This window comes from Pseudomonas abieticivorans (assembly GCF_023509015.1).
Lineage (GTDB): Bacteria > Pseudomonadota > Gammaproteobacteria > Pseudomonadales > Pseudomonadaceae > Aquipseudomonas > Aquipseudomonas abieticivorans.
This window is the reverse complement of record NZ_CP094975.1, coordinates 900,037-923,178: the sequence shown is the minus strand read 5'-3', so window position 1 is coordinate 923,178 and position 23,142 is coordinate 900,037. Positions and strand designations below refer to the sequence as shown.

Below are 23,142 nucleotides of genomic sequence, written 5' to 3'. Positions count from 1 at the left end.
GGTGCTGTTAGTATAAGATAGTTAGCTAGCTATTTATATGCCTAACCATTCCCCGTCTATCGTTACTATACCCCCTCATAAGGCCCCCGCCGTGCGCACCACTTTCCAGGCCCTGTTCGCGCCCAACCTTGCCGCCGTGCAGTTTGCCATCAAGACCCTGCTCGGTGCCGGCCTGGCGTTGTGGTTGGCCATGCGCTGGGGGTTGGAGCAGCCTTCCTGGGCCTTGATGACGGCGTTCATCGTTGCGCAGCCGCTGTCGGGCATGGTGGTGCAGAAGGGCCTGGCGCGGCTGTTTGGCACGTTGGTGGGCACGATCATGTCGGTGGTGTTCATGGGCCTGGCCGCGCAGGCACCGTGGTTGTTTCTGCTCAGCCTGGCCTTGTGGCTGGCGCTGTGCACGGCGGTGTCGACGCAGTTGCGCAGCGCATTTTCCTATTCGTTCGTGCTGGCCGGCTACACGGTGGCGATCATCGCGTTGCCCGCGCTGAGCCACCCATTGACGATCTTCGACCAGGCGGTGGCGCGCTCCACCGAGATCAGCCTGGGGATTATTTGCGCCACGCTGTCCAGCGCCTTGCTCTGGCCCTCGCGGGTGGAAAAGCAACTGGCGCTGCAGGCCCGACAAGCCTATGACAGTGGCCTGCAGGCGGCGCAGGCCACCTTGGCCGGCGACGAAAGTGCGCGCAAGGGGCTATTGGAGATACTGGCTCGCCTGGTGGCGGTGGATGCGCAGCGTGAGCATGCCTGGTTCGAGGGGCCCTTGGGGCGTGGCCGGGCACTGGCGATTCGCGGGCTGATCCAGCAGTTGCTGGTGCTGTTGCGTATTGCCCGCTCGGTGCGGCGCCAGTGGCGGCAACTGGATGACCACGAGGCGCAGGTGTTGGCCCCTTGGCTGGAACAGGTGCGCGCGGCGTTGCAGGCGCCCGCTCAAGCAACGTTGTTGTTGCTGCGCCAGCAAGTGTGGGACGCCGCCAATGATGAGCGGCACAGTTCGGCGCAGCACTACTGCCTGGCGCGCATGACCCTGTTGCTTGACACCGCCATGGCCTGTGACCTGGCGCTCAATGGCGTGGAGCAGGGGCGCCCACCCAAGGTATTGCCCGATACCCTGGCGGTGCAGCGCGACTACACCTCGGCGCTGCTGTTCGGTTCGCGCAGTGCCCTGGCATTTTTGGCCATGGCCTGTTTCTGGCTGGCCACGGCCTGGCCGGCCGCGTCCGGCGGGATGCTGTTGACGTGCGTGGTGTGCGGCTTGTTCGCCAGCCGCGAGAATGGCGCGCAGATCGGCATGGCGTTCTTGCGCGGGATAGCGTTGGCCGTGCCGACGGCCTTGCTGGTGGGGCAAATCATCCTGCCGCAGTGGAGCAGTTTCGCCATGCTGTGCATGGCCATGGGCGTGCCGTTGTTCTTTGGCGCGCTGGGCATGGCCAACCCTAAGATCGGCCCCACGGCGACTTCTTTTTGCCTGCACTTCATCGTGCTGGTGTCGGTCAGCAACCACATGAGCTTCAGTGTCGCCAGTTTTCTCAACAATGCCATGGCCATCGTCATGGGCGTGGGCGCGGCGGTGCTGGCGTTCAAATTGTTGGTGTTTCGCTACCCCATCTGGCAAAGCCGGCGCCTGCGCGCGGCCACCCAGCAGGATCTGGTGCGCCTGACCCACCGTGAACTGCGCGGCGCCGAAACCTGGTTTGGCGGGCGCATGGCCGACCGCCTGTTGCAACTGGCGCGCATGCACGCCGGCCTCGACCACACCGAGCGCGAGCACATGGACGGCGACCTGCATGGTTTGGACATGGGCGACGAACTGCTGCACCTGCGCAATTGCCTGGCCATCGCCGGCCAGCCGCTCAAGGGCAGTGACCAGGCCTACCTGGATGCGCTTCAAGCGTTGCTCACCCAAGGCCCGCAGGCCGGTCGTGGCGATGCCCTGCAAGCACCCACCGAACGTTTCATGCAGGTGCTGGAGCAACAACCGCCCAACGATGCGCTGCGCCTGGCCAAGGGCGCGGTGCTGCAATTGCTGAACAGCTGGCGCCGCTGGTGCCGCCGGCAGGAGGAAATTCATGGGGCTGCGTGAGTGGTCAGTGGGCGGGGTGCTGCTCAGCCCGTTCTTGTTGTACGTATTGCTGGCGCTGGCGTTGACAGGCGGGTTGCGTTTATTGCTGCGCCTGACCCCGCTCAGCCGCTGGATCTGGCACGAAGCGCTGTTCGATTTCGCGCTGTTCATTTGCATCCTGACGCTGGTGACCAGCGTGCTCGGACCCTTGTAAGGAGTGGATCATGCGTACATCGGTACGAATCGCGGTAACCCTGGCCCTGGTGATTGTCGCGCTGTTTGCCGGCTGGCACCTGTGGCAGTACTACATGCTGTCGCCCTGGACCCGTGATGCGCGGATCCGTGCCGACGTCACCACCGTGGCACCCGACGTGTCGGGGTGGGTGCGTGAGCTCAAGGTGCAGGACAACCAGCCGGTGAAGGCCGGCGACCTGTTGCTGTCCATTGACCGCGACCGCTTCCAGGCCGCCCTGGAGAAAGCCCAGGCGGTGGTCTACACCCGCCAGCAACAGCTCAACCAAGCCGAGCAGGAAGCCGCGCGCCGGGCCAGCCTGGGTACCCAGGCCATCAGCGCCGAACTGCGCGAAAACGCCCAGATCGCCGCCGGCATTGCCCGTGGCCAGTTGCGCGAGGCCCAGGCCGACGTCACCGTGGCGGCGCTCAACCTGGCGCGCAGCGAAGTGCATGCGCCGCGCAGCGGGCACATCACCAACCTGCGCCTGGCGGCAGGCAACTACGTGAACGCCGGGCAGGCGGTGATGGCCTTGATCGATGATTCGACCTTTTATGTGCAAGCGTATTTCGAAGAAACCAAGCTGCCCCGGGTCAAAGTCGGCGACCCAGTGAAGGTGTGGCTGATGAGCGCCGACGAGCCGATGCAGGGCCACGTGGAAAGCATCAGCCGCGGCATCACCGACGCCAACACCAACCCCGACTCACAGTTGCTGGCCCAGGTAGAGCCGACGTTTAACTGGGTACGCCTGGCGCAGCGGATACCGGTGCGGATCAAGATCGACCAGGTGCCGGAGGGTGTGACGTTAAGCGCGGGGATGACCGCCAGCGTGCAGGTGCAGCACCCCTGACTGGCGGTGGCCTTTTCGCGCAGAATTAAAAATCAGCCAATGCTGATCGGTGGCAAGGTCGGCAACGTTACGGTCTGCTGCTTGCGCGGCGCCAGGATCTCGGCCTCGCCGTCCACCACCAGCTCATCGCGCTGGTTGAACACGCGGGTGGCGATGCGCACGCGAAACTTGGGCATTTTCTCGAGGATTTCCAGGCGTACGGTCAGGGTATCGCCGATTTTCACCGGCTTTTGAAAGCTCATCTGCTGGCCGATGTAGATGGTGCCCGGCCCAGGCAGCTCGCAAGCTACCGCCGCGCTGATCAGGGCGCCGCTGAACATGCCGTGGGCAATGCGTTCCTTGAACATGGTGGCGGCGGCGAACTCGGCGTCCAAGTGCACCGGGTTGTGGTCACCGGACATGGCGGCGAACAGTTGGATGTCGCGCTCTTCGACGGTCTTGCTGTAGCTGGCGGTCTGGCCGACTTCGAGGGCCTCGTAAGGGGTGTTGGTAACCTGGGTCATGGCTAAGCAATCCTTGGTGACAAAAAAGGGTGATTCATTGATGGCCGCAGGCCGCTACTCCGTTCGGGCCGGGCGACTGAGGGTCAACACCTGGTCGAGCCAGGCCAACAGATCGCCCGTCACCTGCTCGCGATTGCTTTCGTTGAGCACTTCGTGGCGGGCCTGCGGGTAGATATTCACTTGCAGATGGCGGCTGCCGGCTTGGCGCAGCGCATCGGCCAGATCATTCAGACGCTTGCCATCACTCACCGGATCACATTCACCGCCCATGATCAGCAGCGGCAGGTTGGGATCGATCTGCGCGAGGTTGGTCGCTTTGCTGATCTGTTGCAAGCCTTGCAGCAAATCCAGCCACAATTGGTTGCTGCAGCGAAAGCCGCACAGTGGGTCGGCTATGTAGCGGTCAACTTCGACCGGGTCGCGGCTCAGCCAGTCGAAAGGCGTGCGGTTGGGCTTGAACGCCTTGTTGAAGGCGCCAAACGACAGCCATTCGATCAGCGCGCTGCGCCCGTTGGCACCCTGGCGCCAGTATTCCAGGCGGGCGATGGCGCGGGCCGCGCGGTACAAGGCCACGGGCTGGAAGTTGGAGCCGCTGAGGATCGCCCCCTGCAGGCTGGCGCTGTGGTGCAACAGGTAAGCCTGGGCAATGTAGCTGCCCATGCTGTGGCCCAGCAAAAACAGCGGCGCGCCGGGGTGTTGCAGGCGGATGTGCTGGCTGAGCAGGCCCAGGTCGTCGACCACTTTGCTCCAGCCGTCCTGGCGGGCAAACAGGCCTTGGCTGCCACCTTGGGCGGTGCGCCCGTGGCCGCGTTGGTCATGGGCGTAGAGGGCGTAGCCGGCCGCCGCCAGGGCTTGGCCCAGGCGCTCATAGCGCCCGGCATGCTCGGCCATGCCATGGGCCAGGAGCACCACCGCTTGCGGCGCGCCGACCGGCAGCCAGCGGTATACATAGAGTTGGGCTGCGTCGCTGGCCGGCAGCCAGAAAGTCTCGGGGTTCATGGCGATTCCTTGCGCACGTGAAACGAAGTCTGGTGATTGTATCGCGCCTTGCCGAATCCAGCCTGAAGCAGGGAATAGATTCACGATGTTAATGAGACGCCCGTACCGGTTTGCCAGCCCCCGCATAACTGCTAACGTCGAGAAAGCACCGCCGGCTCTGAACCGCGGCGGCAAGGAACGGCCCTGGCTAGAGGACAATAATAAATGCACGCTGATTTCTGGAATGACAAGCGCCCTGCGGGCGTCCCTTCGCAGGTGGACCTGGGGGCCTACAAATCGATCGTCGAGGTGTTCGAACGTTCCTGCAAGAAATTCGCCGACCGCCCGGCCTTCAGCAGCATGGGCGTGACCCTGACCTACGCTGAGCTGGAGCGCCGTTCGGCGGCCTTCGCTGCCTACTTGCAGCAGCACACCGACCTCAAGCCGGGCGATCGCATCGCCGTGCAACTGCCCAACGTGCTGCATTATCCGATTGCCGTGTTCGGCGCCTTGCGCGCCGGGCTCACCGTGGTCAACACCAACCCGTTGTACACCCCGCGCGAAATGCGCCACCAGTTCAAGGACTCTGGCGCCCGTGCGTTGGTGTACCTGAACCTGTTTGGCAAGAAGGTCGAGGAGGTGCTGCCCGATACCGAGTTGCAGTACTTGATCGAAGCGAAGATGGGCGATTTGATGCCCACCGCCAAGGGCTGGCTGGTGAACACGATGGTCGCCAAGGTGAAAAAGCTCGTGCCGATCTACTCGCTGCCCCAGGCCATTGGCTTCAAGTCAGCCTTGCGCCTGGGCCAGGGCCAGGCCGTGCGGCCTTCGCAGGCCACGCTGGATGACATCGCCGTGCTGCAATACACCGGCGGCACCACGGGCCTGGCCAAGGGCGCGATGCTCACCCACGGCAACCTGGTGGCGAACATGCAGCAAGTGCTGTGCTGTTTCGAGCAACTGGGCCCCGATGGGCGCAAACTGATGCAGGAAGGCCAGGAGGTGATGATCGCGCCGCTGCCGCTTTATCATATCTATGCCTTCACGGCGAACTGCATGGGCATGATGGTCACCGGCAACCACAACGTGCTGATCAGCAACCCCCGCGACCTGAACGCCTTCGTCAAAGAGCTGAAAAAGTGGCACTTCACCGGGCTGCTGGGCCTGAACACCCTGTTCGTGGCGCTGATGGAGCACCCCGAGTTCAAGGACCTGGATTTTTCCGGCCTCAAGGTCACCAACTCCGGTGGCACGGCGCTCGTCAAGGCAGTGGCTGAGCGCTGGCATGCCATGACCGGCTGCCACATCGTCGAAGGCTACGGCCTGACCGAAACCTCGCCGGTGGCCAGCACCAACCCCTACGGCGAACTGGCCCGCCTGGGTACCGTGGGCATTCCCGTGGTGGGCACGGCGATGAAAGTGATCGACGACCAGGGCAACGAAATGCCCTTTGGCGAGCGCGGCGAGTTGTGCATCAAGGGCCCGCAGGTCATGAAAGGCTACTGGCAGCACCCCCAGGCCACGGCCGAGGCGCTGGACGCCGAGGGCTGGTTCAAGACCGGCGATATCGCGGTGATCGATCCGGACGGCTACGTGCGCATCGTCGATCGCAAGAAGGACATGATCATTGTCTCGGGCTTCAACGTGTACCCCAACGAGATCGAGGACGTGGTGATGGCCCACCCCAAGGTTGCCAACTGCGCGGCCATCGGCATCCCCGACGAGCGCTCGGGCGAGGCGGTGAAGCTGTTCGTGGTGCCGCGCGAGAGCGGGGTCAGCCTGGAGGAGCTCAAGGCCTACTGCAAAGAGAATTTCACCGGCTACAAGGTGCCCAAGCAAATCGTGCTTCGCGACTCGCTGCCGATGACGGCGGTGGGGAAGATCTTGCGGCGTGAGTTGCGCGATATCGCCTGAACACCGGGTTTCGATCTGCCTGCATAAAAAACGCCGCGATGCCTCTGGCCATTCGCGGCGTTTTTTTTTTGCGGAAAAATCCGTCCCAGCGCAAGCTTTCGAATATTTACTCTAAATGTGACCAAATATGATCAATAGGTCATTATTGTGACTGTTCGGGCCGATTTGGCTCTAGTCGACCTCTGGCAAAGCTGCTACTCTCGGCGCGCTTTTGATCGTTTCGGGCAGCGATACCTGGCGAAACAATTCAATAATAACCGCATCGAATGCGCTGAAGAATTCGCTGTAGCTGGAGGAGTGGGCTTCCATGATCGAAAATTTCTGGAAGGATAAGTACCCGGCTGGAATTGCTGCGGATATCAATCCTGACGAATACCCGAATATCCAGGCGGTGCTGAAGCAATCGTGCCAGCGCTTCGCCGACAAGCCGGCGTTCAGCAACCTGGGCAAGACGCTCACCTACGGTGAACTCTTTGAGCTGTCCGGTGCGTTCGCAGCTTACCTGCAGCAGCATACCGATTTGCAACCCGGTGATCGAATCGCCGTGCAGTTGCCCAATCTGTTGCAATACCCCATCGCCGTGTTCGGTGCGATCCGCGCCGGGCTGATCGTGGTCAACACCAACCCGTTGTACACCGCCCGCGAAATGGAGCACCAGTTCAACGACTCCGGTGCCAAGGCGTTGGTGTGCCTGGCGAACATGGCGCACCTGGCGCAAACCGTGACGCCCAAGACCTGTGTCAAGCATGTGATCATCACCGAAGTGGCCGACCTGTTGCCGCCGCTCAAGCGCCTGGTGATCAACAGCGTGGTCAAGTACGTGAAGAAGATGGTGCCGGCGTATCACCTGCCCAATGCCATCCGCTTCAATGACATCCTGGCCAAGGGGCGTGGCCAACCCGTGGTCGAAGCCAACCCGGCAAGCGGCGACGTGGCCGTGTTGCAGTACACCGGCGGCACCACCGGCGTTGCCAAGGGCGCGATGCTCACCCACCGCAACCTGATCGCCAACATGCTGCAGTGCAAGGCGCTGATGGGCTCCAACCTCAACGAAGGCTGCGAGATCCTGATCACGCCGCTGCCGCTGTACCACATCTACGCCTTTACCTTTCATTGCATGGCAATGATGCTGATCGGCAACCACAACATCCTGATCAGCAACCCGCGCGACCAGTCGGCGATGGTCAAGGAACTGTCCAAGTGGAAGTTCAGCGGCTTCGTTGGCCTGAATACCTTGTTCGTGGCACTGTGCAACAACGAGCAATTCCGCCAGTTGGATTTCTCGGCCTTGAAGGTCACCCTGTCCGGTGGCATGGCGCTGCAACTGGCGGCCGCCGAACGCTGGAAAGCGGTGACCGGTTGCGCCATTTGCGAAGGCTACGGCATGACCGAAACCAGCCCGGTGGCCACGGTGAACCCGATCCAGAACATCCAGGTCGGTACCATCGGCATTCCGGTGCCGTCCACGCTGTGCAAGGTGACCGATGACGAAGGCCGTGAACTGGGCTTGGGCGAAGTCGGTGAGCTGTGCGTCAAGGGCCCGCAGGTGATGAAGGGCTACTGGCAGCGCCAGGAAGCCACCGACGAGATGCTCGACGCCGAAGGCTGGCTGAAGACCGGCGACATCGCGGTGATCCAAGCCGACGGCTACATGCGCATCGTCGACCGCAAAAAGGACATGATCCTGGTGTCCGGTTTCAACGTGTACCCCAACGAGCTGGAAGACGTGCTGGTGACCCTGCCGGGCGTGCTGCAATGCGCAGCGATTGGCGTGCCGGACGACAAGTCGGGCGAGGCGATCAAGATCTTCATCGTGGCCAAGCCCGGGGTCACCCTGACCAAGGAGCAGGTGATGGAGCACATGCGCGCCAACGTCACCGGCTACAAGGTGCCGCGCTCGGTGGAGTTCCGCGACGCGCTGCCGACCACCAACGTGGGCAAGATCTTGCGCCGCGAGTTGCGTGACGAAGAGTTGAAGAAGCTAGGCTTGAAGAAGATCGCCTGACGGCAGCCGCAAGCTTCAAGCCTTGAGCTGCAAGTGAGTACGACGCCAGACTCTCTTGCAGCTTATGGCTTGCAGCTATCTAAGCTTCTCCAGCAGCCCGTAATACCACATCCCCACCGCCAGCATCGGGTTGCCAAACACATCGCCCATCGGCACCTTGATGTGGCTGCAGCCGGCAAAGGTATCGAAACTCTCCAGCGTGCCCGTCAGGGCCTCGGCCATGATCTGGCCCATGATGTGGCTGGTGGCGATGCCATGCCCCGAATAGCCCTGGCAGTACCAGACGTTGTCCGACAGCTTGCCCAGTTGCGGGATGCGGTTGACCACGATGCCCATGGCGCAACTCCACTGGAAGTCGATGTTGACGCCCTTGAGCCGCGGGAACGTGCGCTCGATGCAGGGCAGCAACTCGCCGGCGATGTCCCGTGAGTCCTTGCCGCTGTAGTTGGCGCCGCCGCCGAACAGCAGGCGCCCATCGGCGGTCATTCGGTAGTAGTCCAACACGAAGCGGCAGTCGTACACCGCCAGGTCCTGGGGGTTGAGTTCGCGCGCCAGGTCGCCCAGCGGTGCGGTGGTGACGATGCCGCCCATGGCCGGGAAGATCTTGCCCTTGAGCTGCTTGGGTTCGAGCTTGTGGTACACGTCGCCAGCCAGCATCACCTGCTTGGCGTCGATCCGGCCCAAGGCTGTGACCACCGCCGGGCGGGCGCCGTGGACGATTTCCAGCACCTCGGTGTTCTCGTAGATCAGTGCGCCCAGGCTTGCCGCCGCACGGGCCTCGCCCAGGCACAGGTTGAGCGGGTGCAGGTGCAGGTTGCGGGTGTTTTTCAGCGCGCCCAGGTACAGCGGGCTGTCCAGGTGCTGGCGCATGTCGGCCTGGTCGAGCAGGGTGACTTGGTCGCCCATGCCACGGCGCACGGCTTCGTCGTGGGCGGCGCGCAGCTCGGTCATGTGTGCAGGCTTCATGGCGGCGTGCAGGTGACCCTGCTTCAGGTCGCAGGCAATGTTGTATTTGGCCACGCGGTTTTCGATGATCTGGTGGCCGCGCCAGCGCAGGTGCCAGATAAAATCGTCCACTTCATCGCCCAGGCGCTTGCGCATCTGCCCGCGCATGGCCTCGTCGCCCGACAGGCTGCCAGTGACCTGGCCGCCGTTGCGCCCGCTGGCGCCCCAGCCGATCTTGTTGGCTTCGACAATGGCGACTTTCAGGCCGCGTTCGGCCAGTTCCACCGCCGTGGCCACGCCGGTGAAGCCACCGCCGATGATCACCACGTCGACGCTGACCTGGCCTTGCAGGGTGGGGTAGTCACTTTCCTGGTTGAGGGTGGCGGTGTAATAGGAATTAGAGCGTGGGTTCATTATGGGTATCCGAAATGTTGGGCGGTGTTGGCTTCACGGATGCTCCTAGAGGCGACGGGGGCCTGTAGGAGCATCCGCGAACAGGGCAACGCGGTCTCACGCCTGTGTGAGATACCAGCGCCAATCCTGCTCCCCCACCTCGCTCATGAACTGCCGATACTCTTCGCGCTTGACCGCCAGGTACACGCGCATGAAACCTTCGCCAAGCGCCTCGCGGGCCCAGGTTGACTGCTCCAGTGCCTTGAGCGAGGTCAGCCAATCGGTGGGCAGCAAGGTCGTGGCCTGGGCGTAGCCGTTGCCTTGCACCGGCTCGCCCGGGTCGATGGCGTTGCGGATGCCGTGATGAATTGCCGCCAATATCGCGGCTGCCGCAAGGTAGGGGTTGGCATCGGCGCCGCAGATACGGTGCTCGATGTGCCGGGTGTTGGCCGGCCCGCCGGGCACGCGCAGGCTCACGGTGCGGTTGTCCACGCCCCAGGTCGGCGCCAGCGGGGCATAGCTGTTGGCCTGGAAGCGCCGGTAGGAGTTGGCGTTGGGGCAAAACAGCAGCAGGCTGTCGAGCAGGTGCGCGAGCATGCCGCCTACCGATTGGCGCAGCAACGGGGTGCCGGCCTTGTCTTCGCTGGCGTACAGGTTGCGCCCCTGGCCATCGGCCAGGCTGACGTGCATGTGCATGCCGGTGCCGGCCAAGTGGTCAAATGGCTTGGCCATGAAACAGGCCTGCATGCCGTGCTGGTGCGCCACGCCTTTGACCAGGCGTTTGTAGCGCACGGCCTGGTCCATGGCCAACAGCGCATCCCCATGCTCCAGGGTGATTTCCACCTGGCCTGGGGCGTACTCGGAAATCGCCGTGCGCGCCGGAATGCCCTGGGCCTTGCAGGCAGCATACAGGTCGGCCAAAAACGGCTCGATCTGCTCCAGTTCGCGCAAGCCGTACACCTGGGTAGCGCGTGGGCGCTGGCCATCGCTGTCCAGGGCCGGTTGCGGGTGGCCGTTGGCGTCGCGCTGCTGGTCCAGCAAGTAAAACTCCAGCTCGCAGGCCATCACCGGGTGATAACCGTCGATTTTCAGCGCCTCGATCACCTGTACCAGCACGTGGCGCGGGTCGGCGACGGTGGCCGGCAGGCCTTCTTGCGGGTGCATGCTGACTTGCACGGCAGCGGTGGGGATCAGCCGCCAGGGCATGCGGGTCAGGCTGCCCGCCAAGGGGTAGGCGCGGCAGTCAATGTCGCCCACATCCCACACCAGTCCTGAATTTTCCACGTCGTCACCTTGCAGGGTCAGGCCGAGGATGGTGCTGGGCAGGGGCCGGCCACTTTCGTACACGGCCAGCAGTTCATCGCGGTGCAGCAACTTGCCGCGCGGCACGCCGTTGGCGTCGAGGATAAACAGCTCGAACATCTCGATATCGGGGTTGGCCGCCAAAAAATCCTGGGCCTGTTGCAAAGGGGCAAATGTCATGAGGCTCTCGCAGGCGCCTTGTGGGGCGCACGGTTTGAATGAAATAGAGGTTTCAGTCAGGCAGCGAGCAGGGCGTCCGGCGGGCGGGCGTGGCGGCAGTGCCACAGGGCCCAGAAGGCCAGGATGAGATTGATGGCGGGAGCAAGCGCGGGTGGCATCATGGTGACGGATGGTTGCACGGCGCTTTGGTTGATTAAATTGGCATTGCTGTATGTTTACATCGCTAACCGCTAAACAATCTCCCGGTGGTGTGGGAGCCTGGCTTTGCCAGCGATGATGCCCTCAAGTACGCCATCGCTGGCAAGCCATGCTCCCACAAGGGCGGCGCCCACAGGTTTATGCGACAATTGCCGCCATAAATTTTGCCGTGTAGCCATTGCGTACCTGATGACCGACCAGACTCCCGCTATCGACCAACTGCTCAAGAACCTCGACCAGGCGATGATCAGCGAGCGCCACCGCTTGCGCCGCCAATTGCACGACCTGCGCAAGAAACCCGACGAGGCCAGGCTGGCGCAGTGGGCGGCCAAGGTGCAGGCCTCGTTCGACCAGGTGGCGGCGCGGCGGGCCAGCGTGCCGGTGATTCGCTACGACGACAGCCTGCCGATCGCGGCCAAGCGCGACGAGATCAAGAAGATCCTCGCCGAGCACCAAGTGTTGATCATCGCCGGCGAAACCGGATCGGGCAAAACCACCCAGTTGCCCAAGATCTGCCTGGAACTGGGGCGTGGCCAGCATGGCCAGATCGCCCACACCCAGCCACGGCGGATCGCGGCGCGCAGCGTGGCCACGCGGGTGGCCGAGGAATTGGGCACGCCCCTGGGCGCGCTGGTCGGCTACCAGGTGCGGTTTGAGGACCAGAGCGACGCCAACACCCTGGTCAAGCTGATGACCGACGGCATTTTGCTGGCCGAAACCCAGCACGACCGCTTTCTGGAACGCTACGACACCATCATCGTCGATGAAGCCCACGAACGCAGCCTGAACATCGACTTCTTGCTGGGCTACCTGAAAACCCTGCTGCCACGGCGTCCGGACCTGAAGGTGATCATCACCTCGGCCACCATCGACCTGGAGCGCTTTTCCAAGCACTTCAACGATGCGCCGATCATCGAGGTGTCGGGCCGCACCTACCCGGTCGATACCTGGTACCGCCCGCTCACCAGCGAGCAGGACGAGGAGGGCAATGCCGTCGAGGAAGACCTGAGCGTCGACCAGGCGATCATCGCCACCCTGGATGAAATCGCCGTGTTCGAACGCAGCGAAGGCAAGCGCCCGGGCGACGTGCTGGTGTTTTTGCCGGGCGAGCGGGAGATCCGCGACGCCGCCGAGATGCTGCGCAAGGCCCAGCTCAGGCACACCGAGATTTTGCCGCTGTACGCTCGCCTGTCACCGGCCGAGCAGCAAAAGATCTTCCAGAGCCACCCTGGCCGCCGCGTGGTATTGGCCACCAACGTTGCCGAAACCTCGCTCACCGTGCCGGGCATCCGTTACGTGATCGACAGCGGCACCGCGCGCATCAGCCGCTACAGCTACCGCGCCAAGGTGCAGCGCCTGCCCATCGAGGCGGTGTCCCAGGCCAGCGCCAACCAGCGCAAGGGCCGTTGTGGCCGGGTTGAACCTGGTATCTGCATCCGCTTGTACAGTGAAGAAGATTTCAACGGCCGGCCGGAATTCACCGACCCAGAGATCCTGCGCACCAACCTTGCGGCCGTTATTTTGCAGATGCTGCACCTGCGCCTGGGCGAGATCGACCAGTTCCCGTTTATCGAGCCGCCGGATGGCAAGGCCATTACCGACGGCTTCAACCTGCTGCAGGAGCTGTCGGCGGTCAACCGCGAAAACCAGCTCACGCCGTTGGGCCGCCAGTTGGCGCGCCTGCCGGTGGACCCGCGCATGGGCCGTATGCTGCTTGAGGCCGCCACGCAAGGCAGCCTGCAAGAAGTGCTGATCGTCGCCAGTGCGCTGTCGGTGCAGGATGTGCGCGAGCGCCCGCCCGAGCGCCAGCAGGCCGCCGACCAGGCCCACGCCCAGTGGAAGGACGCCGATTCGGACTTCGCCGCGCTGGTCAACCTGTGGCGTGGCTTTGAAGAGCAGCGCCAGGCCCTGACCGCCAGCCCGCTGCGCAACTGGTGCCGCAAAAACTTCCTCAACTACCTGCGCCTGCGCGAGTGGCGCGACGCCCACCGGCAGTTGAGCCTGATCTGCCGCGACCTGCAGTTGACGGTCAACAAGGAGCCGGCCGACTTTCCCAAGTTCCACAAGGCGATCCTTTCCGGCCTGTTGAGCCAGATCGGCCAGAAAACCGAAGAGGGCGACTACCTGGGCGCACGGCAACGGCGCTTCTGGATTCACCCCTCGTCCGGCATCGGCAAGAAGCGCCCACAGTGGCTGATGACCGCTGAACTGATGGAGACCACCAAGCTGTACGCGCGCATGGTGGCCAAGATCGACGCCGACTGGATCGAGCCACTGGCCGGGCACCTGATCAAGAAAAACCACTTCGAACCGCACTGGGAGAAGAAGCGCGGCCAGGTGGTGGCGTTCGAGCAGATCACCCTGTTCGGCTTGATCGTGGTGGGTCGCCGCCCGGTGCATTACGGGCCGATCGACCCGGTGGTGTCGCGCGAGATGTTTATCCGCGAAGGCCTGGTGCGCGGTGAGATCCAGTCGCGGGCCAAGTGCCTTACGGCCAATCGGCAGTTGCTCGAACAGCTCGACGAACTGGAAGCCAAGGCCCGCCGACGCGACATCCTGGCCGACGAAGAAACCCTGTACGCCTACTACGAAGCGCGCCTGCCGGCCGAGATCCACCAGACGGCCACCTTCGACAGCTGGTACAAGAGCGAGAGCCAGAAGAACGCGCAACTGTTGATCATGCGCGAAGAGGACGTGCTGGCCCGCGAAGCCAGCGAAGTGACCGCCGCGCAGTACCCCGACACCCTGCGCCTGGGCGACCTTACGCTTGCGCTGAGCTACCACTTCGAGCCTAACCACCCGCGCGATGGCGTGACCTTGCGGGTACCGGCGCCGTTGTTGCCGTCGTTGCCCAACGAACGCCTGGAGTGGCTGGTGCCGGGGCTGATCGAGGCCAAGTGCATTGCCCTGGTGCGCAACCTGCCCAAGGTCATCCGCAAGAACTTCGTGCCGGTGCCGGACTTCATCAAGGCGGCCCTGCAACGCATCACCTTTGGCGAAGGCTCGCTGCCTCAGGCGCTGGGCCGTGAACTGTTGCGCATGACCGGTGCACGGGTCAGCGACGAAGCCTGGCAAGAGGCCGAGCAGCAGGTCGACAGCCATTTGCGCATGAACATCGAAGTGCTCGACGGCCAGGGCAAGTTCCTTGGCGAGGGCCGCGACCTGGCCGAGCTGACAGCGCGCTTTGCCCAAGCCAGCCAGGCCGCTTTGGCAGCACCGCAGTCGGCGAAAAGCCAGCAACCGGTAGAGGCCAAGGTGTTTGCCGCGGTGGCCCAGAAGGCTCAGCAGAACATCGCCGGGCTGTCGATGACGGTCTACCCGGCGTTGGTGGAAGACAACGGCACGGTCAAGGAAGGGCGCTTCTCGACCGCCGCCGAGGCCCAATTCCAGCACCGCCGTGCCCTGCAGCGCCTGTTGTTGCAACAATTGGCGGAACCGGCCAAGTTCCTGCGCGGCAAGTTGCCGGGCCTGACCGAACTGGGGTTGATGTACCGCGAGCTGGGCCGGGTCGACGCGTTGGTGGAAGACATCCTGTTGGCCAGCCTGGACAGCTGCATCCTGGAAGGCGAAGCGAGCCTGCCCCGCGATGGCGCAGGCCTGCTGTCCCTGGCCGAGCGCAAGCGCGGTGCCTGGGCCGAGCACGCCGAACGCCTGGCGCGCCAGACCCTGGATATCCTCAAGCTATGGCACGGCCTGCAAAAGCGCTTCAAGGGCAAGATCGACCTGGCCCAGGCCGTGGCGCTCAACGACATCAAGCAACAGCTGGGCAACCTGGTGTACCCAGGCTTCGTGCGCCAAACCCCGGCACTGTGGTTCAAGGAGTTACCGCGCTACCTCAAGGCCATCGAACTGCGCCTGGAAAAACTCGCAAGCCAGGTGCAGAAAGACCGTGTGTGGAGCCAGGAGTTGGCCGGCTTGTGGGCGCAGTACCAGGCTCGCGCCAGCAAGCATGGCCAAGAAGGCAAGCGCGACCCGGAGCTGGAACTGTACCGCTGGTTGATCGAGGAGTACCGGGTATCGCTGTTCGCCCAGCAGTTGGGCACCAAGCTGCCGATTTCCGACAAGCGCCTGGGCAAGCAGTGGAGCCAGGTGGAAGGCTGATCGGTGGTTGGGGTAAAAGGGGCGAAACCCCGGTAAATATGGCACACTTCGCCGATAAATAACCCGTGACCCGGGGGCTGCCTGCCCCCTTTGGCCGGGTAGCTTTGTATGCAATATGGTACGAATGTGCCATGTCGCAGTGCAGTCATGCGGCCGCCGCCCACGTAGCGGCCCCAAATAATAGAGAGGAGCGACCGTGCATAACGTCGTGATCAGCGGCACGGGCCTGTATACCCCGGCCAACAGCATCTCCAACGAAGAGCTGGTGCAGTCCTATAACACCTGGGCCCAGCAGTTCAACGCCGAGAACGCCGAGGCCATCGAGCGCGGCGAGCTCCAGGCTGCAACCGAATCCAGCGCCGCCTTCATCGAAAAAGCCTCGGGCATCAAGAGCCGTTTCGTCATGGACAAGGCCGGCATCCTCGACCCGCAGCGCATGAAGCCGCGCCTGCCGGAGCGCAGCAACGACGAGCCGTCGATCCTTTGCGAGATGGCCGTGGCCGCTGCCAAGCAGGCGCTGGAGCGTGCCGGCAAAACCGCCGCCGACATCGACGCGGTGATCGTCGCCTGCTCCAACCTACCGCGTGCCTACCCGGCCCTGGCGGTCGAAGTGCAGCAGGCGCTGGGCATCCAGGGTTTTGGGTTTGACATGAACGTGGCGTGCTCCTCGGCCACTTTCGGCATCCAGACCGCGTGCAACAGCGTGCAACTGGGCCAGGCCCGCGCGGTGTTGGTGGTGGACCCGGAGATTTGCACCGGCCATTTGAACTTCCGTGATCGCGACAGCCATTTCATTTTCGGTGACGCCTGCACCGCGGTTGTGGTCGAGCGTGCAGACCTGGCCACCTCCAAACACCAGTTCGATGTGGTCAGCACCAAACTGCTGACGCAGTTTTCCAACAACATCCGCAACAACTTTGGCTTCCTCAACCGCGCCGCCGAAGAGGGCATTGGCCAACCCGACAAACTGTTCGTGCAGGAAGGCCGCAAGGTGTTCCGCGAAGTGTGCCCGATGGTGGCCGAACTGATTGGCGCGCACTTGGCCGAAAACGACATCCAGGTCAGTGACGTGAAGCGCTTCTGGCTGCACCAGGCCAACCTGAGCATGAACCACCTGATCGTCAGGAAGCTGCTGGGCCGTGAAGCCAGCGTGCAGGAGGCGCCGGTGATCCTGGACACCTACGCCAACACCAGTTCGGCAGGCTCGGTGATTGCCTTCCACACCTACCAGGACGACCTGCCCAAAGGTGCGCTGGGCGTGCTCAGCTCCTTTGGCGCAGGGTATTCGATCGGCAGTGTGATTTTGCGTAAGCGTTAAGTGAATAAGCCCTGGCTGGCTGGCCAGGGCGCGCCACCTCAACCCAGCAAGTGGGTTTGTTTCCAGAAAGTTCCTTTGTAACTAAATCTTAATGTTTCAGCAGCGGCGCTGAAATATCCGCTCTTCAAGATCGCCTCCCAACAAAGCCCGTCACCCCGGCATGGACGCAGGGGGCGCGCGGCCAAAAAAACATTAAAAGTAGTACCCAGAGGAGCGAATCATGAAAAAGTCCACTTTGGCCTTGGCGATGGCCACGGGGGTTTTGGCTCAATCTGCAATGGCAGAGGGCTTCATTGAAGACAGCAAGGCCACGCTGAAGCTGCGCAACTTTTACATCAACAACGACAACCGCGACTCGGCCACCGCCAAGAACGCCAACTACCAGTCCGAGTGGGGCCAGGGCTTTCAGTTGGACTTCCAGTCCGGCTACACCGCCGGCACCGTGGGCTTTGGCGTAGACGCCATTGGCCTTCTGGGCATCAAGCTTGACTCCGGTGCAGGCCGCCACGGCAACCCGACCGGCCTGCTGGACGGTGGCAACGTGTTCCCAAGCGATGGTGACCACGCCGCCGACGACTTTGCCAGCCTGGGCCTGACCGCCAAGGCGAAGATCTCCAAGACCGAGCTGAAACTGGGCACCTTGCTGCCCAAGCTGCCGGTGATCATGTACAACGACAGCCGTCTGGTGCCGCAAACCTTCCAGGGTGGCCAGGTCACCTCCAACGAGATCAAAGACCTGAGCCTGATCGCCGGCCAGATCGAGAAGGTCAAGGACCGTAACTCCAGCAACAACGAAGACTTGTCCATTGGCGGTGCCAACGGCAGCGGCAACAGCAACATCGGCGGGCGCAGCAACAAGTTCTACTATGCCGGTGGCGACTACAAGATCACCAAGGACCTGCTGTTCCAGTACTACTACGGCAACCTGGATGACTTCTACAAACAGAACTTCCTGGGCCTGGTGCACAACTGGTCCATCGGCCCGGGTGTGTTGAAGTCCGACTTTCGTTACTTCAACAGCAAGGACGATGGCAAGAACAGCAACGATCCGCTGTACTACAGCTCGGGCAACTACCTGGGCCAGGCCAGCGGCAAGGGCAAGGTCGACAACAACCTGTACAGCGCCTTGTTCCTGTACACCGTGGCCGGCCACACCTTTGGTGGTGGCTACCAGGTGAGCAACGGCGACAGCGACTTCCCGTGGTTGAACCAGGGCAACGGTTCGTCGAACTACACCATCACCGACGCCCAGATCCAGAAGTTCGGCCGTGCCGGCGAGAAAACCTGGCAGGCCCGCTACGCCTATGACTTCGCTGCCATCGGCTTCCCTGGCGCGACCGCCGGTATCACCTACCTGAGCGGCAGCAACATCGACACCGTGGCCACCAACGGCACCGTGGCCGGCAACAACCGCAACGAGTGGGAACGCGACATCACCCTGGCCTACGTGGTACCCGAAGGCACCCTCAAGGGCCTGGGCGTAACCTGGAAAAACGGCATGTGGCGCGACAACATCCCGGGCCAGCGCGACCAGGACGAAAACCGTCTGATCCTGAGCTACTCGATCCCACTGTTGTAAGCATGACCGCGTCATCCTTTGACCCCATCCGTTAAAGCATTCGCCCCGCCTCGTGCGGGGCTTTTTTTTTGTGGCATGCTAGCGCTCTGTAAAGAGGTCTATCACATGCCGCTACACGTGCTTCATAGCCTGGACTCCATCGATGCGGCGCAGTGGGATGCCCTGGTGCCCAGCGCGCAACCCTTTTTGCGTCACGGCTTTCTCAGCGCCCTGGAGGCCAGCGCCAGCCTGGGCAAGCATTCCGGCTGGCGGCCCGAGCACTTGGTGCACCGGGAGGACGGCCGCATCGTCGCGGCCATGCCCAGCTACCGCAAATGGCATTCCTATGGCGAATACGTGTTCGACCACGCCTGGGCCGATGCCTGCCGCCGCGCGGGTATCGAGTACTACCCCAAACTGCTGACCGCCGTACCGTTCAGCCCGGTCAGTGGCCCAAGGCTGTTGGCGCGTGAGCCCGGTGATGGGCTTGAACTGCTGCGCAGCCTGCCGGGTTACCTGGAGGTGGAGCAGTTATCCAGCGCCCACATCAACTTCACCGACGCCTCGCTCGATGCCATGCTCGCCCAAGAGCCCGGCTGGCTTGAGCGCCTGGGCTGCCAGTACCACTGGCATAACCGCGGTTACCGGGACTTCCAGGATTTTCTCGACACCTTGAGCTCGCGCAAACGCAAGCAGATGCGCAAAGAGCGCGAGCAGGTGGCGGGGCAGGGCATCGAGTTTGAGTGGCAGCAGGGCGCGCAACTGCGCGAAGCCGATTGGGACTTCGTTTACGCCTGTTACGCCAACACTTACGCGGTACGGCGCCAGGCGCCTTACCTGACGCGCGAGTTCTTCAGCCTGCTGGCCGAGCGCATGCCCGAGGCGATTCGCGTGGTGTTTGCGCGCCAGGCCGGGCGGCCGGTGGCCATGGCCTTCAGCCTGGTCGGCGGCGACAGCTTCTATGGGCGCTACTGGGGCTGCCTGGCAGAGTTCGACCGGCTGCACTTCGAGACCTGCTTCTACCAGGGCATGGACTACGCCATCGCCCATGGCCTGCAACGCTTTGACGCCGGCGCCCAGGGTGAGCACAAGCTGATCCGGGGCTTTGAGCCGGTGATCACGCGGTCGTGGCATTACCTGACCCACCCGGGCCTGAAGAACGCCGTGAGCGACTTCCTGGCCGAGGAACGGGCGGGGGTGATGGCCTACGCCGAAGAGGCCCGGGCGGCGTTGCCCTACAAAATGGCCGAGTGACGGCCCTTGTGGGCACACGGCTTGCCGGCGATGGCGATCCAGGGGGCAGCCATCGCCGGCAAGCCGTGCACCCACAAGGTTCAGTCGATGCCGACGAAACCGCCGGTCTGGTGGTGCCACAGGCGCGCATACAGCCCTTGGTGCGCCAGCAACTCGTGGTGGCTGCCCAACTCGACGATGCGGCCTTTTTCCAGCACCACCAGGCGGTCCATCTTGGCGATGGTCGACAGGCGGTGGGCGATGGCGATCACGGTCTTGCCCTTCATCAGGGTTTCCAGGCTTTCCTGAATCGCCGCTTCCACTTCCGAGTCCAGTGCAGACGTGGCTTCATCCATGATCAGGATGGGCGCGTTCTTGAGCAGCACCCGGGCGATGGCGATGCGCTGGCGTTGGCCACCCGACAGCTTGACCCCGCGCTCGCCGACATGGGCTTCCAGGCCCATGCGGCCCTGGGCGTCGCTCAGCAATGGAATGAACTCGTCGGCACGCGCCTTGCGGATCGCTTCCCACAATGCCGTGTCGCTGGCGCCGGGGCGGCCGTACAAGAGGTTTTCGCGGATCGAGCGGTGCAGCAGCGAGGTGTCCTGGGTGATCATGCCAATCTGTTCGCGCAGGCTTTCCTGGGCCACTTGGGCGATGTCCTGGCCGTCGATCAGGATGCGCCCGCCTTGCAGGTCGTACAGGCGCAGCAGCAGGTTGACCAGGGTGGACTTGCCCGCGCCGGACGGGCCGATCAGGCCGATCTTCTCGCCGGGGCGAATGTCCAGGGTCAGGCTGTCGATGATCTTGCTGCCCTTGCCGTAGTGAAAGTCGACGTTGTCGAACTTCACGTTGCCACGGTCTACCTTCAGGCGCGGCGCGCCCTTGGGGTCGGTCACGGCCACCGGCTGGGCGATGGTTTCCAGGCCGTCCTGGACCATGCCGATGTTTTCGAAGATGCCGTTGACCACCCACATGATCCAGCCCGACATGTTGACGATGCGGATCACCAGGCCCGTGGCCAGGGCGATGGCGCCCACGCTGATCAGCGATTGCGTCCACAGCCACAGGGCCAGCCCCGTGGTGCCGACGATCAGCAGGCCGTTGAGGCTGGTGATGACCACGTCCATGCTGGTGATCACCCGGGCCGCCAGCTGGCTTTTTTCGGTCTGTTCGGTGATGGCCTCGCGGGCGTATTGCTGTTCCATGTTGGTGTGGGCAAACAGCTTGAGGGTGGCGATGTTGGTGTAACCGTCGACGATGCGCCCCATCAGTTTGGAGCCGGCGTCGGAGGACACCACCGCGCGCGCTTTCACCCTTGGCACAAAGTAAGACAGCGCCAGGGCGTAGCCGAGGATCCAGGTGATCAGCGGGATCATCAGGCGCCAGTCGGCTTCGGCGAATAAAATCAACGAGCTGATCGCATAGATCAGCACATGCCAGAGCGCGTCCACCGCTTGCACGGCCGAGTCGCGCAGGGCGTTGCCGGTTTGCATGATGCGCTGGGCGATGCGCCCGGCGAAGTCGCTCTGGAAGAAATTCAGGCTCTGTTTGAGCACGTAGCTGTGGTTTTGCCAGCGGATCATGCTGGTCATGCCTGGGCTGATGGTCTGATGCACCAGCAGGTCATGCAGGCCCACGAAGATCGGCCGCAACACCAACGCCACCACGGCCATCCAGGTGAGTTCGCCGGCATGCTCGCTGAAAAAGTGAACGTTGGGCGTGCCCTGGGCCAGGTCGATGATACGGCTCAGGTAGCTGAACAGCGCCACTTCGATCAGCGCGCCCACCAGCCCCACCACCAGCAGGGCGGCGAAGCTGGGCCAGACCTGGCGCAGGTAGTACACGTAAAACGGCAGGACCGTGGTCGGCGGCGCCTCGCTGGGCGCCTCGCGGAAGATATCGATCAGTTTCTCGAAACGACGGTACAACATGGGGGCGAGCTCTCCTGTTCGATGTGACCGGTCCTGGCCGGTTGGGCATCCCTGCACCGGGTGGGGATCAGTCGATGCGTTTGGCCGACTTGATCAGCACCGGGTCGACGGGCACGTTCTGCATGCCTTGTTTGGTGGCGGTTGGCGAGTTGACGATCTGGTCGACCACGTCCATGCCGCTGACCACCTTGGCGAACACGGCGTAGCCGAAGTCACGGCTGCCATGGTCCAGGAAGGCGTTGTCGTTGACGTTGATGAAGAACTGGCTGGTGGCCGAGTTGACGTCCGAGGTGCGCGCCATCGACAGGGTGCCGCGCACGTTTTTCAAGCCATTGTCAGCTTCGTTCTTGATCGGGTCGCGGGTTTGTTTCTCGACCATCTGCGCGTTGAAGCCGCCGCCCTGCACCATGAAGCCCGGGATTACCCGGTGGAAAATGGTGTTGGTGTAGAAACCGCTGTCCACGTAGGCCAGGAAGTTCTGGGTGCTGATCGGTGCCTTGACGTTGTCGAGTTCGATTTCGACTTTACCGAAGCTGGTGTCCAGCAACACGTGGGGGTGTTGGGCGTCAGCGGCCATCAGTTGGCTGGCAAACAGCACGGAGCAGGCGGCGAGGGCGATTTTTTTCAGCATGGAATCAGTGATCCTTGGTGGTGGTTTCGACTGCGGCCAAAAACTGCTGCAGCGTCTGATTGAAGTGTTGCGGTTGATCCAGGGGCGTAGCGTGCCGGGAATCGGCGATCACCGCCAGCCGCGCGTTCGGGATGAGGGTGACGTAGTGTTCTTTCACGGCGACCGGGGTGTAGTCGTGGTCGGCGCTGATGATCAAGGTGGGGCAGGTGATGCGCCCCAGGCGCTCGGTTACTCCCCAATTGACGATGGCGTCGAAACTGGCCTTGTAGGCGCGCTTGTCGTTTTTCGCCCAGCGCTCGGCCACCTTGCGCCGCAGGTCAGCCTGCTCGGGTTTGGGAAACAGGTTCTTGCCCAAGGCCTGGCCGATGGCCTGCATGCTGACCAGTTGCATCAGGCTCCAGCGCTTGAACCACATCAGGTAGTCGGCCGGTTTGCGCAGCTTGACCTCGGGGGTGCTGTTGACGATGCACAGGCTCTTGAGCATTGCCGGCTGGTCGACCGCCAGCTGGAAGCCAATCATACCGCCCATCGACAGGCCCACGTAATGCACCGGGCCCAGGCGCAAGTGCTCGATCAGCGCGACGGTGTCGGCGCCAAAGCCTGCGATGCTGTAGCGCTCGCGCGGTTTGTCGGAGCGGCCGTGGCCACGGATGTCCATGACGATCACCCGATAGTGCTGCGCCAGTACCGGAATCTGTTCCTCCCAGTCCAGGCAACCGGAGCCCAGGCCATGCATCAACAGCAAGGGCTGGCCCTGGCCGTATTCCTCGTAGTGCAGCGAGCAACCTTCGTGTTCGAAAAAGGCCAT

At 63.0% G+C, this 23,142-nt stretch carries 17 protein-coding genes; 9 read left to right on the top strand and 8 right to left on the bottom strand.

All coding sequences use genetic code 11. The features are described from left to right. The first annotated feature begins 91 nt into the window (after positions 1-91). From L9B60_RS04000 to L9B60_RS03990, 3 genes are read left to right on the top strand one after another with little or no spacing between them, the layout of a single operon-like run. A complete protein-coding gene (locus L9B60_RS04000) occupies positions 92-2,080 on the top strand; it encodes an FUSC family protein (protein WP_249676518.1) in 1,989 nt (662 codons plus the stop codon). Beyond that, positions 2,067-2,273, top strand: a complete 207-nt coding sequence (locus L9B60_RS03995) for a DUF1656 domain-containing protein (protein ID WP_249676516.1) — start codon at positions 2,067-2,069, stop codon at positions 2,271-2,273. Before L9B60_RS04000 ends, L9B60_RS03995 begins: the two co-directional genes overlap by 14 nt. Before the next feature lie 10 nt (positions 2,274-2,283). Next, positions 2,284-3,141 carry an efflux RND transporter periplasmic adaptor subunit gene (locus tag L9B60_RS03990; RefSeq protein WP_249676515.1) on the top strand — a complete coding sequence of 286 codons (858 nt, stop codon included), beginning with the start codon at positions 2,284-2,286 and terminating at the stop codon, positions 3,139-3,141. A 32-nt stretch (positions 3,142-3,173) separates the two neighbouring features. Here the strand turns inward: L9B60_RS03990 and L9B60_RS03985 are convergent, their stop codons facing one another. Together L9B60_RS03985 and L9B60_RS03980 are read right to left on the bottom strand one after the other, a co-directional pair. Further along, entirely contained in the window at positions 3,174-3,644 is a 471-nt protein-coding gene (locus tag L9B60_RS03985) for a MaoC family dehydratase (RefSeq protein ID WP_249676512.1), read from the bottom strand. Between the two features lie 54 nt (positions 3,645-3,698). Continuing rightward, entirely contained in the window at positions 3,699-4,643 is a 945-nt protein-coding gene (locus L9B60_RS03980; protein ID WP_249676511.1) for an alpha/beta hydrolase, read from the bottom strand. Between the two features lie 204 nt (positions 4,644-4,847). On the opposite strand from L9B60_RS03980, the gene fadD2 reads away from it, so the two are divergent. Further along, positions 4,848-6,536 carry a long-chain-fatty-acid--CoA ligase FadD2 gene (fadD2, locus tag L9B60_RS03975; protein ID WP_249676508.1) on the top strand — a complete coding sequence of 563 codons (1,689 nt, stop codon included), beginning with the start codon at positions 4,848-4,850 and terminating at the stop codon, positions 6,534-6,536. A 171-nt stretch (positions 6,537-6,707) separates the two neighbouring features. Here the strand turns inward: fadD2 and L9B60_RS03970 are convergent, their stop codons facing one another. Continuing rightward, complete coding sequence (locus tag L9B60_RS03970; RefSeq protein WP_249676506.1) at positions 6,708-6,845, bottom strand: hypothetical protein; 138 nt, start codon at positions 6,843-6,845, stop codon at positions 6,708-6,710. Between L9B60_RS03970 and fadD1 the strand changes: the two genes are divergently transcribed. Further along, complete coding sequence (gene fadD1, locus L9B60_RS03965) at positions 6,844-8,541, top strand: long-chain-fatty-acid--CoA ligase FadD1 (RefSeq protein WP_249676503.1); 1,698 nt, start codon at positions 6,844-6,846, stop codon at positions 8,539-8,541. The two genes, L9B60_RS03970 and fadD1, sit on opposite strands and share 2 nt — an antisense overlap. A 75-nt stretch (positions 8,542-8,616) precedes the next feature. Here fadD1 and L9B60_RS03960 read toward each other — a convergent pair whose 3' ends face one another. Continuing rightward, on the bottom strand, positions 8,617-9,900 hold the full coding sequence (locus L9B60_RS03960; RefSeq protein WP_249676501.1) for an NAD(P)/FAD-dependent oxidoreductase: 1,284 nt from the start codon (positions 9,898-9,900) through the stop codon (positions 8,617-8,619). Between the two features lie 96 nt (positions 9,901-9,996). Continuing rightward, positions 9,997-11,361: a glutamine synthetase family protein gene (locus L9B60_RS03955; protein ID WP_249676499.1), complete on the bottom strand. Its 1,365-nt coding sequence runs from the start codon at positions 11,359-11,361 to the stop codon at positions 9,997-9,999. Between the two features lie 387 nt (positions 11,362-11,748). On the opposite strand from L9B60_RS03955, the gene hrpA reads away from it, so the two are divergent. The 4 genes from hrpA to L9B60_RS03935 all read left to right on the top strand — a co-directional run bounded on the left by hrpA (position 11,749) and on the right by L9B60_RS03935 (position 19,790). Further along, a complete protein-coding gene (gene hrpA, locus L9B60_RS03950; protein ID WP_249676497.1) occupies positions 11,749-15,660 on the top strand; it encodes an ATP-dependent RNA helicase HrpA in 3,912 nt (1,303 codons plus the stop codon). Positions 15,661-15,856: 196 nt separating this feature from the next. After that, positions 15,857-16,978 (top strand): beta-ketoacyl-ACP synthase III, encoded by a 1,122-nt coding sequence (locus L9B60_RS03945; protein ID WP_249676495.1) that lies wholly within the window; start codon positions 15,857-15,859, stop codon positions 16,976-16,978. 220 nt (positions 16,979-17,198) lie between these two features. Further along, positions 17,199-18,557, top strand: coding sequence for an OprD family porin (locus tag L9B60_RS03940; RefSeq protein WP_249676492.1), 1,359 nt, complete (start codon positions 17,199-17,201; stop codon positions 18,555-18,557). Between the two features lie 105 nt (positions 18,558-18,662). Beyond that, on the top strand, positions 18,663-19,790 hold the full coding sequence (locus L9B60_RS03935) for a GNAT family N-acetyltransferase (protein ID WP_249676490.1): 1,128 nt from the start codon (positions 18,663-18,665) through the stop codon (positions 19,788-19,790). Positions 19,791-19,870: 80 nt separating this feature from the next. Here L9B60_RS03935 and L9B60_RS03930 read toward each other — a convergent pair whose 3' ends face one another. The 3 genes from L9B60_RS03930 to L9B60_RS03920 all read right to left on the bottom strand — a co-directional run bounded on the left by L9B60_RS03930 (position 19,871) and on the right by L9B60_RS03920 (position 23,142). Continuing rightward, positions 19,871-21,703: an ABC transporter ATP-binding protein gene (locus L9B60_RS03930; RefSeq protein WP_249676488.1), complete on the bottom strand. Its 1,833-nt coding sequence runs from the start codon at positions 21,701-21,703 to the stop codon at positions 19,871-19,873. A gap of 67 nt (positions 21,704-21,770) precedes the next feature. Next, entirely contained in the window at positions 21,771-22,334 is a 564-nt protein-coding gene (locus L9B60_RS03925; RefSeq protein ID WP_249676486.1) for a peptidylprolyl isomerase, read from the bottom strand. Positions 22,335-22,338: 4 nt separating this feature from the next. Beyond that, on the bottom strand, positions 22,339-23,142 hold the full coding sequence (locus L9B60_RS03920; protein WP_249676484.1) for an alpha/beta fold hydrolase: 804 nt from the start codon (positions 23,140-23,142) through the stop codon (positions 22,339-22,341).